Genomic DNA, 14,152 nt, shown 5'->3' with positions numbered 1-14,152 from the left:
GGCGACGGTCGTAGGCACGGGTACTGCGGGTGGCATGACAGGTGCCGGCATCGGCTGCGGAGTGGGCTTCGGCAAGCTGGTGGAGTTCGAGAAGACGATTCCCGAGCGTCTGGCCGAACCCGACCGCAGACGCAGTGAGCACATCGTGACGTGGTCCTGGCGCGGCCAGGCGGCCGTCGGCGCGGTGTTGATCGCGCTCGTCTTCGCCCTCGACCGCTCGACCTACACCGTGGATGCACGCCAATGACCAAGAAATCAATTCTCGCCATTCTCATCTGGACCGGCATCATATTGGGAGTGATCGGAATTATCCTGAACATTCTCGATTGACTTACAGCGACAAGCAACCAGCCCGTCCTTCTGCTTCGCGCCGGGGGACGGGCACCTCTCGCGATGGTGCGGTAAAGAGCAGCCAACTACGGCACTACGACCCCCCCGAAGATCACGTTGGTCCGGACTCATGGGCGCTGGAGTACTTGCCGCTCTTGGCGGGCCGGCTCTGACCGTCATGGCCATGGCCCGCCGGAGAACGAGGAGGTGAACGCGATGTCCCGCGCCGCCGCGTTCGCCGTTGCGGCCCTGTGCGCTGTCGCTTGCGTCCTGTGCCTGCTCACCCCGGGATCGGACAGCGGCCCTCTCCCCCTCGTCGCGATCCTCTCCGGCCTGATGGCCGTCATCTGCCTGGTGCAGGGTCTCCGCACACGCCGGTGACAGCCGACGTGAGGGACGTGACGAAGGACGTCCAGGCCGGGGCCGTGATGGTGAGGACCGGGCCATGGGGGACCTTGGAGTCACGGACGGGGACGACGGCGGTGTGGGCGTCACAGACTTCGAGGCAGTTGCCGCCGTCGCCGTTGCTGTAGGTGCTCTTGCGCCAGCGGGCCGCGCCGGGGAAGGCCTCGGCTACCTCCACGCAGTCGCCGCCCGTTCCGTTGCTGTAGCTGCTCTTGCGCCAGACGGCAGTGCTCAAGTCAATCGCGCTGCTTGCCATTTCGTACATCCTCAGCCGTTTGTTGAATCAGGGCGAGGGACGCCTCGGGTGGCAGTGCGGCGGCCCTGAGCAGATCGTACGACCGGCGGTACTCCTCTACGAGAGCCGAATCGTCGATTGTGTCCCCGCTGTGCTGAGACTCCAAGTAGACCAACGCTGGGGCGTCGAAGAAGGTCATGACCTTGGCCATCCCCATCATGAGTGGATGCGGCCCACAGTTCCACGGAAGCACCTGGGGAACGATCCGACGGCGACGCGCGAGCGCAGCGATGTGCTCCAGCTGCTCGGCGGTCTGCTCCGGGGGAAGAACCGGTTGCCGCAGCAGCACCTCGGAGAGGATCGCCCAGTACATGGGCGTCTTGTGGTTGTCCTCGAATAGGCGCGCCCGTGCCAGTCGGGCGCTGACCTTCTCCTCCACCTCCTCTTCCTGAGCCAGCGGCATGGCTGCCTGGACAAGCGCCCGGGCGTAGGCGTCCGTCTGAAGCAAGCCGGGGATCAAGGTCGGACACCACTCCTCGATGGACTTGGCGTGCTGCTCCGCCTCCAGCACCCGCTCGAAGTAGCTCGCGTGTCCCCGCCGTTTCGCCCGTCGCACGTCCTCGCAGCGCCGCCGGAAGAAGCCGTCCGTGCCGAGCACCCTGTCCACGTGCTCGGCGAGTTCCGCCGGCATCCGGCGTGTGCCGCGCTCGATCTCGCTGAGGTGGCTCGGGCCGTAGAAGCTGCCCTCGACGAGTTGCTGGAGGGTCAGGCCCGCCTCCTCCCGCTTCCAGCGCAACTCGCTGCCGTAGAAGGTCGGGACGCCCGTCGATCCGTCGATGTCCTTGCGCTGACCCATCGTTCACCGTCCTTGGTGTGCCGTTACCGCCCGCTACCAGCCCCTTCACCGCGCAGCCGCAGTTCAGGAGCGGGAAACCGAAGGGCTGTCACGCTACGGCGGTCGGCGTCAGAGTGTGAGGCGTTCGTCACTCAGCGCACTGGAAGGTGTGAACCCCATGCACAGCCCCGACGAAGCCGACGCCTGCGTCCTGGAGTTGCGAGCCGCGCTCGCCGCACACGGCATCACCCTGCCGTCCCTCGGCATCGATCTCCCGGCCTTCGCCTCACGCTGCCCCACGCGGCCGCTGATCGCGCTCGGCAACTGCAACCTCCTCACCGCGCAGGCCCTGGCCGCCGCCCTCCGCAAGGGTGCGGCGTGAGGCGGCCGGTGCTGACGCTGGAGCTGCTCGCGGCCCCGGCTGCGGTGTCCGGCGTGCGGCGGGCGCTGCGCTCGTACGGGATCGACGTGCAGCTCTGCGCGAGCGAGCTCGTCACGAACGTGATCCGGCACGTCGGGGAAGGCGTCCCCGTGACGGTGCGGGTGTGGCCGGAGGAGGGCGGGCGCGTCCGGCTCGGGGTCACCGATCCCGATCCCCGGGCCTTGCCCGTCCTGGTCGCGGCGGTCGGGGCCGAGGCGGAATCCGGCCGGGGGCTGGCGCTGCTGGACGCGCTGGCCGTGCGGTGGGGCGTGGAGCAGGAGGCCGGTCACAAGACGGTGTGGTGCGAGCTGTTCACCGACGCCGAAGCCGTCGCCGTCACCGCCGTCGGCACTCCGGAAACGCCCGAGCGCCCCGGTCGACGTAGGCGGTCGGCCGGAGCGCTCGGTCATTCATCGGCACGTTCGTGAGCCCGCGGGGCGGGCCGCGCCGAAGCGGGCGGGAGGGGGCCGGTCGCCGCTGGTTTCCGTCGGGGCGGACGGAGGGCGCGGTGACCGGCCCCGAACCCCACACGCCGTTGTGCGGGCCCCGCCAGTCGGTTCCGCGGCCGGCCGTGACGATGTTGCTGGTCAGGGCACTCTCGGTTCAGCCGGCCGCGGAGTCTGCGGGTGGGACTCAGCCCAGGCGCTGCACCAGCGCGCGGTACTGGTCCCACAGCTCCTTCGGCGTGTGGTCGCCGAAGGTGTTGAGGTGCTCGGGGACCAGGGCGGCCTCCTCGCGCCAGACCTCCTTGTCGACCGTGAGCAGGAACTCCAGGTCGGAGTCGGCCAGTTCCAGGCCGTCGGTGTCGAGGGCGTCCTTGGTCGGCAGAACACCGATCGGGGTCTCGACGCCCTCGGCGGTGCCGTCCAGGCGCTCCACGATCCACTTCAGGACGCGGCTGTTCTCACCGAAGCCGGGCCAGACGAACTTGCCCTCGTCGTCCTTGCGGAACCAGTTGACGTAGTAGATCTTCGGCAGCTTGGACTGGTCCTTGTCCTTGGCCACGTCGACCCAGTGGGCCATGTAGTCGCCCATGTTGTAGCCGCAGAACGGCAGCATCGCGAACGGGTCGCGGCGCAGCTCGCCGACCTTGCCCTCGGCGGCGGCGGTCTTCTCGGAGGCCACGTTGGCGCCGAGGAACACGCCGTGGTTCCAGTCGAAGGACTCCGTCACCAGCGGCACGGCGGTGGCGCGGCGGCCGCCGAAGAGGATCGCCGAGATCGGCACGCCCTTGGGGTCCTCCCACTCGGGCGCGATGATCGGGCACTGCGAGGCCGGGACGGTGAAGCGGGCGTTGGGGTGGGCGGCCGGGACGCCGGACTCGGGGGTCCAGTCGTTGCCCTTCCAGTCCGTCAGGTGGGCCGGAGTCTCCTCCGTCATGCCCTCCCACCAGATGTCGTTGTCGTCGGTGAGGGCGACGTTGGTGAAGACCGAGTTGCCCCAGAGCGTCTTCATCGCGTTGGCGTTGGTGTGCTCGCCGGTGCCGGGGGCGACACCGAAGAAGCCGGCCTCGGGGTTGATGGCGTACAGGCGGCCGTCCTCGCCGAAGCGCATCCAGGCGATGTCGTCGCCGATGGTCTCGACCGTCCAGCCCGGGACGGTCGGCTCCAGCATGGCCAGGTTGGTCTTGCCGCAGGCGCTCGGGAAGGCCGCCGCGACGTACTTGGCCTCGCCGCGCGGCGGGGTCAGCTTGAGGACCAGCATGTGCTCGGCGAGCCAGCCCTCGTCACGGGCCATGACGGAGGCGATGCGCAGGGCGTAGCACTTCTTGCCGAGCAGGGCGTTGCCGCCGTAGCCCGAGCCGTAGGACCAGATCTCGCGGTCCTCGGGGAAGTGCGAGATGTACTTGGTCTGGTTGCAGGGCCAGGGGACGTCCGCCTGGCCGGGCTCCAGCGGGGCGCCCAGGGTGTGGACGGCCTTGACGAAGAAGCCGTCGGAGCCGAGCTCGTCCAGGACGGCCTGGCCCATGCGCGTCATCGTGCGCATCGAGACGGCGACGTACGCCGAGTCGGTGATCTCCACACCGAGCGCGGACAGCGGCGAGCCGAGCGGACCCATGCAGAAGGGCACGACGTACATGGTCCGGCCGCGCATCGAGCCGCGGAACAGGCCGCCCTGGCCGCCGGCGCCCTGGAAGATCTCCCGCATCTCGGCGGGGGCCTTCCAGTGGTTGGTCGGGCCGGCGTCCGCCTCCTTCTCGGAGCAGATGAACGTCCGGTCCTCCACGCGTGCGACGTCGGTGGGGTCGGAGGCGGCGTAGTAGGAGTGGGGGCGCTTGATCGGGTCGAGTTTGCGGAAGGTGCCCTTCTCGACGAGCTCCCCGCACAGGCGCTCGTACTCGGCCTCGGAGCCGTCACACCAGACCACGTTGTCCGGCTGCGTCAGTTCGGCGATCTCGTTGACCCACGAGATCAGTCCCTGATGGGTGGTGGGGACGGTGGGAGCCGCGATGTCGCGCGCCACGATTGCTCCTAAATGAGGGATTTTTTGTGATGTGGAGGCCCCGTGGGGGCTGCGACCCGGATGCTTCTGGGTGGATCTTGGCGCTCATCCGGTGCCGACCGCACTCATTTGATCATCCGACGTACGCGCCCATCTGTCCAGAGGAGCGCACAGGTGAGCGACGTGAGGCTCGCCACGGTTTCTCGCACTCGCTTTGCGTGCACGTTGCGTTCATCTGACCGTCCGTTTGCGTAACCATCGTCGGATCGTGATGAGAGGATGGCCACTCTTCGCCCGGCGATCCGCGGCACTGATACGTCACTTACGGTTCCGTAGCTACCATTCGCCCATGACTGCGTTCGTCCCCGACGCGCCCACGGACTCGGCGGCCGACGGCCACGGTCCGAAGGCGCTCTCCCTGCCGCACCCGGTGAAGCCGAAGCTGCGCGGCTGGCTGCACCTCGGCATGTTCCCGGCCGCACTCATCGCGGGTCTGGTGCTCACAGCCCTCGCCGACTCCACCAGAGGACGCATCGCCTGCGGCATCTTCGCCCTGACGGCATGCCTGCTCTTCGGCGTGAGCGCGCTGTACCACCGGGGCGACTGGAGCCCCCGCATGGACGGCGTCCTGCGCAGGCTGGATCACGCCAACATCTTCCTGATCATCGCGGGCACCTACACGCCGCTGGCCATGCTGCTCCTGCCGGGAGCCAAGGGGCAGTGGCTGCTGTGGGGCATCTGGGCCGCGGCCGTGGCCGGCATCCTCTTCCGCGTCTTCTGGGTCGGCGCCCCGCGCTGGCTCTACACGCCCTGCTACATCGCGATGGGCTGGGCGGCCGTCTTCTACCTGCCCGACTTCATGCGGACCGGCGGCGTCGCCGTCCTCGTCCTGGTCGTCGTCGGCGGCCTGCTCTACAGCGCGGGCGGCGTGGTCTACGGGATCAAGCGGCCGAACCCGTCACCGCGCTGGTTCGGTTTCCACGAGGTGTTCCACTCCCTCACCCTGGCGGCCTTCATCGCCCACTACGTGGGGATCTCGCTGGTGGCGTACCAGCACGGATAGCCCCCTCCCACCCCCCTCGGGCCACGGCTCCCGGCCGTGGCCCTTCGCATGCCCGGACCACTTGCGATGGCCGACAATGACCTCCATGACGGCCCCACGCACCACCCTCGCCGACCAGCCCTCACCGGGGCTCCGGGAGCGGAAGAAGACCAAGACCCGCCGGGCGATCCGCACCGCGACCTACGCGCTGATCGAGGAGCAGGGCTACGACGCCACGACGATCGAGCAGATCGCCGACCGTGCCGAGGTCTCGCCGTCGACCGTCTTCCGGTATTTCCCGGCCAAGGAGGACATCGTCGTCACCGACGCGTGGGACCCGGTGATGACGGCGGAACTGCGCGCCCGGCCGGCGGACGAGCCCTGGGCCGACACCTTGCGGCACGTGATGCGCACGGCCCTCGACCAGGCCCTGGCCGAGGAGCCCGCCGTCACCCGGTTGCGGACCCGGCTCGGGGTCGAGGTGCCCGCGGTCCGGGCCCGCATGCTGGAGAACGCCGCGGCCACCGGCCGACTGCTGCGCGACGCCCTGGCCGAGCGCTCCGGACTCGACCCCGACAGTCTGGAACTGCGCGTCTTCACCATGTCCGTGATGGGCGGACTGACGGAGGTCTCCCACTACTGGGCCGAGACCGGCCACCGCGACGACATCCGCGACCTCGTCGACCGCGCCCTGGACGTCCTGGAACACGGCCTGCCGGCCGGAAAACCCTGAGGCCGGCGCCCCGCGCCATGGCATCCTGACCGGGTGAACGGTCCCGAGATCCAGGTCGAGTTCGCCCCCGAGCTGCATGTGTTCGTGCCCCGGGCCCGAGCGGAGGGCACCGTGCGGGCCACCACCGACGGCGTCTCCAGCCTCGGCCACGTCATCGAGTCGCTGGGCGTGCCGCTGACCGAGGTCGGCGTGCTCCTCGTGGACGGCCGCGAGGTGCCCTTCGCGCACGTCCCGGTGGCCGGCGAGGCGGTGGCCGTACGGACCGTCGCGCGCCCCCAGCGGGTCCCGGGCGCTCCCCTGCGCTTTCTCCTCGACGTCCACCTCGGCACGCTGGCCCGCCGGCTGCGCCTCCTCGGCGTGGACACGGCCTACGAGTCCACCGACATCGGCGACCCGGCCCTCGCGGCGCGTTCGGCCGCCGAGCGGCGGGTGATGCTGAGCCGCGACCGGGGGCTGCTGCGGCGCCGGGAGCTGTGGGCGGGGGCGTTCGTCTACAGCACGCGGCCCGAGGAGCAGCTGCGTGACGTGCTGGAGCGGTTCCGGCCCGAGTTGCTTCCCTGGACGCGGTGCACGGCCTGCAACGGGGTGCTGCGTGAGGCGACCAAGGACGAGGTCGCCGATCAGCTGAAGCACGGGACGCATGCGACGTACGACGTGTTCGCGCAGTGCGCGGCGTGCGGCCGGGCCTATTGGAGGGGTGCGCATCACGAGCAGTTGGAGGCGATCGTGGAACAGGCGGTCGCTTTCACCCGGAGCACCGTCGAGGGTTGAGCGCCGTTGAGGATTGAGCGCCGTTGAGGGTTGAGCGCCGTGGGGAACCGCGCGCCGTCGTGGCTGGTCGCGCAGTTCCCCGCGCCCCTGAGGGCGTGCAGTCGGAGGCGATCGCGGCGCAGGCCATCGCGCTCCGGGCAGCCACCGTTGAGGATTGAGCGCCGTGGGGAACCGCGCGCCGTCGTGGCTGGTCGCGCAGTTCCCCGCGCCCCTGAGGGCGTGCGGTCGGAGGCGATCGCGGCGCAGGCCATCGCGCTCCGGGCAGCCACCGTTGCCGTCGTGGCTGGTCGCGCGGTTCCCCCGCGCCCCCAGGAGGGGCGTCAGCGCCTGGTCAGATCCTGCTTGCCGCAGGCGATCCCGTCCCTGTTGCGGTCCAGGCCCAGCGGGTCGTCCTTGCCGTTGACCTTCAGGCGGCCGTAGTCGTTCGCCTTGAGCCACTCACAGCGTGCCGCCGTCGTCTTCCTCACCTCCGCGGGGAAGTCCGTCGGCACGCAGACGTTGATCGAGCCGTAGTGGCGGTCGCAGCCGGAGATGGTCGGGCTCACCTTCTGTGACGTCCGCTTCTTGCCGGGCTTGGCCACCTTGCCCGTGGGCTCGTCCGCGAAGTCGTGGACATGGGCCGAGGCGTCCGTCGCCTTGAGCGCCTGCGGGCCCTGGAGGTGCACCCACTTCGCCACCGAGGGCACGCCGTTCGCGTCGACGGCGAAGAGCATGTACCAGCCGGGCGGGGCCAGGTTGGGGTTGCTCGTGACGTTCAGGTCGACGTTGTCGCCGTCGACCGACAGCGGCAGGTCCACGAACCGCTGGTTCGGGTCCGAGGAGTGCGTGACGGCGGCGGGGCGGATCAGCTCGGCCTTGGCGATGGGCCGGTCGACGGTGATCCGCTGGGTGTCGCCGTAGTTCCACTCGGTGTCGATGACGGAGGTGATCTGCGGGCGGGGGCCCTTGAACAGGTACGGCGGGCTGTAGACCGACACGTCGTGGTTCCAGGAGCCGTTGCCCGGGTTGTCGCCGGTCGTCATCACACGGCCGTCGGGGAGCAGGAAGGCCGAGGAGTGGTAGCCGCGCGCCTCGGGGTCGACGGCCACCGGGTCGAAGGTCTCCGACGCGGGGTCGAAGATCGACGTCTCGTAGACCGGGTTGGCGCGGTTGTGCAGCGCGCCGCCCGTCTCCAGCACCTTGCCGTCGGGCATCAGCACGGCGGAGACGTACATCTTGCCCTGGTTCCCGGTCTGCGGGACCGGTCCGTTGCCGAGGTCGACGGTGCCCTGCGGGATCGGCGGACCGGCGACGTAGGACGGGTTCGGCTGCTTGAGGTCGATGATGTCGGTCAGCCGGTTCGCGTCCGGGTTGGAGTCGATGTTGCCGCCGCCGAGGGTGAGGACCCTCTGGTCCTGCGCCGGAGGCAGGAGCACGCTCGCCGACTGGTCGCGCTCGTCCTTGTTCCGCAGGCCCGGCACCTGGGTGGTGGTGTTGGCGCCGTAGTCGTAGATCGCCGAGCCCGTGCCCGGGATGTTGTTGCCGAAGACATGGCTGCCCGAGTAGAAGAGGCGGCCGTCCTGCATCAGGATCATCGACGGGTACAGGCCCCAGTACGACCAGGTCTGGTTGACCTTCCACAGCGGCTGCCACCGCTGCTCGGCCTCGGAGAACAGCTCGGCGGTGACCGAGCCGGTGGAGTCCTCGCGCAGTCCGCCGAAGGAGATGACGTCACCGTTGCCGAGGATCGTCGCCGACGGGTACCAGTGGCCGTCGTTCATGTCGTTGGTCTTGGCGTAGGTCTCGGTCTGCGGGTCGAAGATGTACGAGTCCTTGTAGCCCTCGTAGCCGTGCCCGCCGGGCACCGGGTAGGCCTTGTTGCCGCTCATCACGAGCACGCGCCCGTCCTGGAGCTGCACATGCCCGGCGCAGAACATGTCCTTCGGCGTGGGGATGATCTTGTACGAGCCGTTCGCCGGGTCGTAGACCGCCGAGGTGAAGGTGCCGGCCTCGAACATCGACTCGTCGTTTCCGGAGCCCGCGATCAGCAGCACCTTGCCGTTGTGCAGGACGACCGAGTGCATGGAGCGGACCGGGTTCCGCGTGGGCAGCACGTCCCACGTGCCGTTGGCGCACTGCTGGGCGGTGCCGGTGCACTCGGGCGGCAGGACCGGGTCGGGCACCTGGTCCATGGTGTAGTCGTCGGTGGTGGCGGAGCCCGTGCCGTAGACGGAGACGCCCCAGGAGATGCGGTCGGTGCCGGCCGGGACCTCGGGCGTGCGGACGGTGGCCTCGGTCCAGTTCCCGGCCAGGTCCAGCGTCTTGAGGTCGGTCCAGTACTGCCAGCCGGCCGTGGTGTCGTGCCGGAACAGGGTGATCGCCGCGTCCGGGGTCGTCGTCCTGTACCAGAGGCCGAGGTCGTACTGCTTGCCCGGCGTCACCACCGGCGCGCACGCGGCGGACTCGGTGATCAGCGCCTTGCGGTCGCCCTCGACCCGGCGGGTCAGCTCGACCTTCATCGCCTTGGAGCCGGTGTGCGCGTCGGCCGTGGTGGTGAACGTGAAGTCGTTGTCGCCCCAGCCGGACTTCTCCCAGCAGTACGGCATGCCGTCGGCGCCGGCGGTCTCGAAACCCGGGTTCTTGATGAGGTTGGCGGCGGAGGCGGGCTGGGGGGCGGTCAGGAGCAGCCCCGAGGTGAGGGCTGCCACGGACAGGAGTGCGGTCGTTCTGCGACGAGGTCTCACACGGCTCTCCTTGCTGTACGGCCGTCGCGCGCGGGCTTCTCCCGGCCCCGGCGCGGCAGGTAGACCAGCGCTTCGGTCCCGGCGAAGCGCAGGACGAACGTCGTCACCAGCGCGAGCGCGGTGGCCGACAGCACGCCCAGGTGGAGCTGGTGCACGAACACCGCGATCAGCGGGATGCGCAGCACCAGATCGGCGTTGGCGAGCAGCGCGAACCGCCCGGCCCGGTCCCACCAGCGCCGGTGCCGGCGCCGCTCGCGGAACAGCAGATGCTCCATGAGCAGGAAGTTCCAGGCGACGCCGAGCTGGTTGGCGAGGATCTCCGCCGGTACGTAGTGCAGGCCGGCGGCGGTCAGCGCCCACAGGCCGACCAGGTTCGGCAGGAAGCCGGTCAGCCCGATCAGGCCGAACCCGGCCATGCGCGCGACCGGGGAGGCGGTGCGCAGCCCGGCCAGATGGCGCAGGAAGCGGAAGCCTTCCTGCGCGGTCGACTTGGACTCCCCGGCGAACCGGTCCTGGAAGACGAACGGCACCTCGGTGACCCGGCGCGGACGGCTGCGGACGGCGAGTTCGAGGAGGATCTTGTAGCCGAGCGGCTGGAGGACCTCCGCCGTGACCGCGCTGCGGCGGATCGCGAAGAAGCCGCTCATCGAGTCGCTGATGCCGTGCAGCCGGCGCGGGAACAGCGCCTTGGTCAGCCAGGTCGCCCCGCGCGAGACGAGCACGCGGTAGCTGCCCGCGAGTCCGGCCCGGCTGCCGCCCTTGATGTACCGGGAGGCGACGACCAGCCCGGCGTTCGCCCGCTCACCGGTGGCGACCAGGTCGGGCACCAGGGACGGCGGGTGCTGGCAGTCGCCGTCCATGACGACGATCCAGTCGGACGTGGCGGCCTTCAGCCCCTCGACGACCGCGCCGCCGAGCCCGCCCACCGGCTCCTCGCGGTGCAGCACGGTCACCGGGAACGGGCAGTCCTGCGCCGCCTTCTCGATGACCTGCGGGGTGTCGTCGGTGGAGTCGTCCACGAAGAGGACCTCGCACGGCAACCTCGCCGGGACGGCCTCGGTGATCTGGTGCAGCAACTGCCGGACGTTCGCCGACTCGTTGAAGGTCGGTACGACGATGGTGACGGCGCCGGGCTCGGGGACCTCGGTGGTCTCGGTCTCGACGATCTCACCGGGGACGGTGTACTCCTGGCTCATCGCGTGCCTCCGGCGGGCGTCTTGATCTGGCGGATCTCGATGCGGTCCTCGCCGGTGCCGAAGGTGGCGACCGGGTCCGAGTGCTCCATGGCGGCCTTGACGTTGGGCAGGTCGGCCGCGTCGCGCCGCACGGTCGGCGAGGCGACGACGTAGTCGAGGTCCTTCCAGCCGCGCGGCATCGTCTTCGTCACCGCCGGGTCGAGGTCGGCCTTGTAGAACCAGATGACGCCGAGGCCCGGCCGGTAGCCCTGGTGCACCAGGTCCAGCCAGAGCGCGTCGTCGACCAGCACCCGGGTGCGCTCCGGGTTCTCGACCTCCGTGGCCAGCCACGTCGACGCGGCCTTGTAGGGGGCGTTGGCGTCGGTGGTGACGGCCGTGCGGGCGCCGTCGTACCAGTGCGGGACGACGTAGGCGCCGGCGGCCAGGGCGAGGACGGTGGCGAGCGAGTACCGGCCCACGCTGACGTACCGTTTCTCCGCCTCGGAGCGCCAGCGGCTCAGCACCGCGTGGGCGACGGAGGCGGTGCCTCCGGCGAGGACCAGCGCGAGGAACGGCAGGGCCTGGATGACGTACATCGCGGGCAGGTAGCCGTTCGGGCGCAGGGCCAGCGCGGCGAAGATCGCCACGGCCAGGGCCGGTCCGGCCAGGGCGCGGGCGGTGACCGACCAGCGCCAGGTGACGAGCAGCAGCAGGGCGCCCGCGAGGCCGCCGAGGGGCAGGATCCGGTCGTAGTACAGCCACGACTGGAGCACGCCCCAGGAGCCGGAGCCCTGGTCGAGGACGAAGCCCGAACCAGGTCTGGTCATCTGGTACTTGACGCCGTCCCAGAGGGACACGTGCCCGGCGCCCGGCATCAACTCGCCCTTGAGCAGGGCGAACAGCGGATACGCGAAGCCGATCAGGGTGCACGCCGTGACGGCTCCGGTGAGGGCGAACTTGCGGGTGTCCCGGTGGCTGTGGCGCCACATGGTGAGGAACAGCGCGGGCAGGACGACGAGCATCGTCTCCTTGGTGAGCACGGCCGTGGCGGCAGCGATGCCCGCCCCGAAGTGGTGCCAGAGGTGACGGCTCGGGGAGGCCGCCAGCGTGAAGGCCAGCAGCGTCCACATCACGGCGAGGTTGTCGAGGAAGATCTCCCGCTGGAGCACGATCGACAGCGGCGACAGCCCGAAGAACACCATGCCGAGCGCGGCCGCCCAGCGGGGCAGCGCGAGGCGCCGGCCCAGCACGAAGATCAGGACCGCGCTGATGCCGCTGATCACGAGCATCGCGGCGCGCATGGTGCCCACCGTCATCGACTCGGGGCTGATCAGCGCGGGGATCCAGGTCAGCACGGCGATCTGGATCCAGCCGAGCGGCGGATGGTCGTACCAGTAGGTGTAGTGGGCGAGGCCGTTGCCCTGCTGGACCGACCAGGCCTGGGCGAGATAGGTGCCCTCGTCGTCGCTGAGGGCCGGGTAGTCGGCGATGTTCCAGCCCTGCACGACGAGGATCGCCACGAGGAGGACACCGCACAGGAGCAGGTCGGGCCGGGAGGAGCGCAGCCGGCTCGGCGGCTCGACGCGGCGGTGCGCACCGGTGCGGGGCGCAGGACGGTGCTGCGCGGGGACCGTCTCGGTGGTCACCGCGGGAAGGGTGGAGGTCACGCGGGAACGTCCTCTCGGGTCAGGGGGACGTCCTGGCGGGGCGTGGCCGTCTCGTCGAGGTGCGCTCCGACGTGGGACGTCAGCTCCCAGTCGTTGCGTCCGCGCTGCTCACGCCACACGGCCCGCACGGCCGCGCCGGCGAGCAGGACCTGGTAGAAGGGGCCGCCCACGATCAGCTTCAGGTAGTGCGCGAAGCGGACGCGCAGCCCGTACTGCTTGCCGAAGTCGTGCAGTCCGACGATCTCGAAGACGAAGGTGACCAGGGCCGTGACGGCCGGCAGGAAGGTGATGAAGGCGATGCCGACGGGCACGTCCAGGAACAGGGCGATCGCCACGTTGAGCGGGATGATCAGGCCGGTGAAGGCCTGCATGAACGGCGTCATCAGGGTGTAGCGGGCGAGGAGGCGCTGCCCGAGGGTGGGCAGTTGCTTCCAGTCCTTCTTCCGGTACACCTGGAGGAAGCCCTGGTTCCAGCGGGTGCGCTGCTTCAGCAGGGACATCAGCGAGCCGGGGGTCTCCTCCCGGGTCACCATGTCCGAGTCGTAGGCGACGACGACCTTCTTGCCGACGCTGGACAGGCGCACGCCCAGGTCGCAGTCCTCGGCGAGGCAGTTCGGGTCCCAGCCGTCGGCTTCCCGCAGGACGTCCGTGCGGACGAAGACGGTGTTGCCGCCCAGCGGAATGAAACCTTTCTGCGCATGCAGGTGGAGCCGCGAGCGGAACCAGAAGAAGTACTCCAGGCAGTTGCGCAGGCTGTACCAGCTGGAGTGGAAGTTGATCAGCTGCACCCCGCCCTGGACAACGTCCGCGCCCGTGGTGCGGAAGGCGTGGTCGACGTGCGCGAGGAGCTCGGGGTGGACCTGGTCCTCCGCGTCGAACACCCCGACGACGTCGCCACGGCAGTAGGGCAGCGCCGTGTTCATGGCCTTCGGCTTGTTCTTCTTCTCGTGGGTGTCGACGACGACCCGAACCCGTGGGTCACGCGCGGCGGCCGACTCGGCCACCGCGGTGGTCTCCGGGTCGTCGTGCCCGACGATCACGATGATCTCGAAGTCGGTGTGGCTCGACTCCAGCAGTCGCTGGATCGTGTGGTCCAGCACCGCCTGTTCGTGCCGCGCCGGCAGCAGCAGCGAGAAGGAGACGTGCTCGTCCCCGTCCGGACTGCTGAACCGCGTGGAGGCGAGCACTTCCGGCGTACGCCAGGCGTGCATCTGCCACCACAGGGTGAACGCCGCCATCCAGAACAAGGCAAGTGAAACGGCAGCGATGAAGACAGACGTCAGCAAGCAGATCCCCCCAGATCCCAGAACCCCCAGTCGCGACGGCGGGCCGATGCGGCCTCGTCCGCCACGTCACTGTGCAGAGATTAGGGG

General features: G+C 69.8%; 13 protein-coding genes. 6 read left to right on the top strand and 7 right to left on the bottom strand.

Going from position 1 to position 14,152, the window contains the following annotated elements:
• Positions 1-34: 34 nt before the first annotated feature.
• Entirely contained in the window at positions 35-247 is a 213-nt protein-coding gene (locus QOL88_RS25100; RefSeq protein WP_143668887.1) for a hypothetical protein, read from the top strand.
• A 426-nt stretch (positions 248-673) separates the two neighbouring features.
• Here QOL88_RS25100 and QOL88_RS25095 read toward each other — a convergent pair whose 3' ends face one another.
• Together QOL88_RS25095 and QOL88_RS25090 are read right to left on the bottom strand one after the other, a co-directional pair.
• Positions 674-991 (bottom strand): DUF397 domain-containing protein, encoded by a 318-nt coding sequence (locus QOL88_RS25095; protein WP_097219770.1) that lies wholly within the window; start codon positions 989-991, stop codon positions 674-676.
• Complete coding sequence (locus QOL88_RS25090; RefSeq protein ID WP_097219767.1) at positions 972-1,826, bottom strand: helix-turn-helix domain-containing protein; 855 nt, start codon at positions 1,824-1,826, stop codon at positions 972-974. Before QOL88_RS25090 ends, QOL88_RS25095 begins: the two co-directional genes overlap by 20 nt.
• 157 nt (positions 1,827-1,983) lie before the next feature.
• On the opposite strand from QOL88_RS25090, the gene QOL88_RS25085 reads away from it, so the two are divergent.
• Entirely contained in the window at positions 1,984-2,187 is a 204-nt protein-coding gene (locus QOL88_RS25085) for a hypothetical protein (RefSeq protein WP_097219764.1), read from the top strand.
• A complete protein-coding gene (locus QOL88_RS25080; protein ID WP_257027889.1) occupies positions 2,184-2,654 on the top strand; it encodes an ATP-binding protein in 471 nt (156 codons plus the stop codon). Before QOL88_RS25085 ends, QOL88_RS25080 begins: the two co-directional genes overlap by 4 nt.
• Before the next feature lie 205 nt (positions 2,655-2,859).
• Here QOL88_RS25080 and QOL88_RS25075 read toward each other — a convergent pair whose 3' ends face one another.
• Positions 2,860-4,689, bottom strand: coding sequence for a phosphoenolpyruvate carboxykinase (GTP) (locus QOL88_RS25075; RefSeq protein ID WP_097219762.1), 1,830 nt, complete (start codon positions 4,687-4,689; stop codon positions 2,860-2,862).
• Between the two features lie 328 nt (positions 4,690-5,017).
• Between QOL88_RS25075 and trhA the strand changes: the two genes are divergently transcribed.
• The 3 genes from trhA (at position 5,018) to QOL88_RS25060 (ending at position 7,214) form a co-directional block, all read left to right on the top strand.
• On the top strand, positions 5,018-5,731 hold the full coding sequence (gene trhA, locus QOL88_RS25070; RefSeq protein ID WP_097219760.1) for a PAQR family membrane homeostasis protein TrhA: 714 nt from the start codon (positions 5,018-5,020) through the stop codon (positions 5,729-5,731).
• Between the two features lie 85 nt (positions 5,732-5,816).
• Positions 5,817-6,443, top strand: a complete 627-nt coding sequence (locus QOL88_RS25065; protein WP_097219758.1) for a TetR/AcrR family transcriptional regulator — start codon at positions 5,817-5,819, stop codon at positions 6,441-6,443.
• Between the two features lie 33 nt (positions 6,444-6,476).
• Positions 6,477-7,214: a Mut7-C RNAse domain-containing protein gene (locus QOL88_RS25060; RefSeq protein ID WP_097219755.1), complete on the top strand. Its 738-nt coding sequence runs from the start codon at positions 6,477-6,479 to the stop codon at positions 7,212-7,214.
• A gap of 320 nt (positions 7,215-7,534) precedes the next feature.
• On the opposite strand, the gene QOL88_RS25055 is transcribed toward QOL88_RS25060, so the two are convergent.
• From QOL88_RS25055 to QOL88_RS25040, 4 genes are read right to left on the bottom strand one after another with little or no spacing between them, the layout of a single operon-like run.
• Positions 7,535-9,937, bottom strand: a complete 2,403-nt coding sequence (locus tag QOL88_RS25055; protein ID WP_097219753.1) for a galactose oxidase family protein — start codon at positions 9,935-9,937, stop codon at positions 7,535-7,537.
• Positions 9,934-11,133 (bottom strand): glycosyltransferase, encoded by a 1,200-nt coding sequence (locus QOL88_RS25050; protein WP_097219750.1) that lies wholly within the window; start codon positions 11,131-11,133, stop codon positions 9,934-9,936. Before QOL88_RS25050 ends, QOL88_RS25055 begins: the two co-directional genes overlap by 4 nt.
• Positions 11,130-12,779: an ArnT family glycosyltransferase gene (locus QOL88_RS25045; protein WP_097219748.1), complete on the bottom strand. Its 1,650-nt coding sequence runs from the start codon at positions 12,777-12,779 to the stop codon at positions 11,130-11,132. Before QOL88_RS25045 ends, QOL88_RS25050 begins: the two co-directional genes overlap by 4 nt.
• On the bottom strand, positions 12,776-14,065 hold the full coding sequence (locus QOL88_RS25040; protein WP_097219745.1) for a glycosyltransferase: 1,290 nt from the start codon (positions 14,063-14,065) through the stop codon (positions 12,776-12,778). The genes QOL88_RS25045 and QOL88_RS25040 overlap by 4 nt, the downstream gene beginning before the upstream one ends.
• Positions 14,066-14,152 lie beyond the last annotated feature (87 nt).

The sequence above is a fragment of the Streptomyces sp. Ag82_O1-12 genome, assembly GCF_900182715.1.
Taxonomy (GTDB): Bacteria; Actinomycetota; Actinomycetes; order Streptomycetales; family Streptomycetaceae; genus Streptomyces; species Streptomyces massasporeus.
Note: the sequence above shows the minus strand (reverse complement) of the source record. Positions and strands in the feature narration are given on the sequence as shown.

Coding starts and splice junctions, on each gene's coding strand:
- trhA (WP_097219760.1), top strand. CDS start 5,018: ATGACTGCGTTCGTCCCCGACGCGCCCACGGACTCGGCGGCCGACGGC.
- QOL88_RS25065 (WP_097219758.1), top strand. CDS start 5,817: ATGACGGCCCCACGCACCACCCTCGCCGACCAGCCCTCACCGGGGCTC.
- QOL88_RS25090 (WP_097219767.1), bottom strand. CDS start 1,826: ATGGGTCAGCGCAAGGACATCGACGGATCGACGGGCGTCCCGACCTTC.
- QOL88_RS25100 (WP_143668887.1), top strand. CDS start 35: ATGACAGGTGCCGGCATCGGCTGCGGAGTGGGCTTCGGCAAGCTGGTG.
- QOL88_RS25095 (WP_097219770.1), bottom strand. CDS start 991: ATGGCAAGCAGCGCGATTGACTTGAGCACTGCCGTCTGGCGCAAGAGC.
- QOL88_RS25050 (WP_097219750.1), bottom strand. CDS start 11,133: ATGAGCCAGGAGTACACCGTCCCCGGTGAGATCGTCGAGACCGAGACC.
- QOL88_RS25085 (WP_097219764.1), top strand. CDS start 1,984: ATGCACAGCCCCGACGAAGCCGACGCCTGCGTCCTGGAGTTGCGAGCC.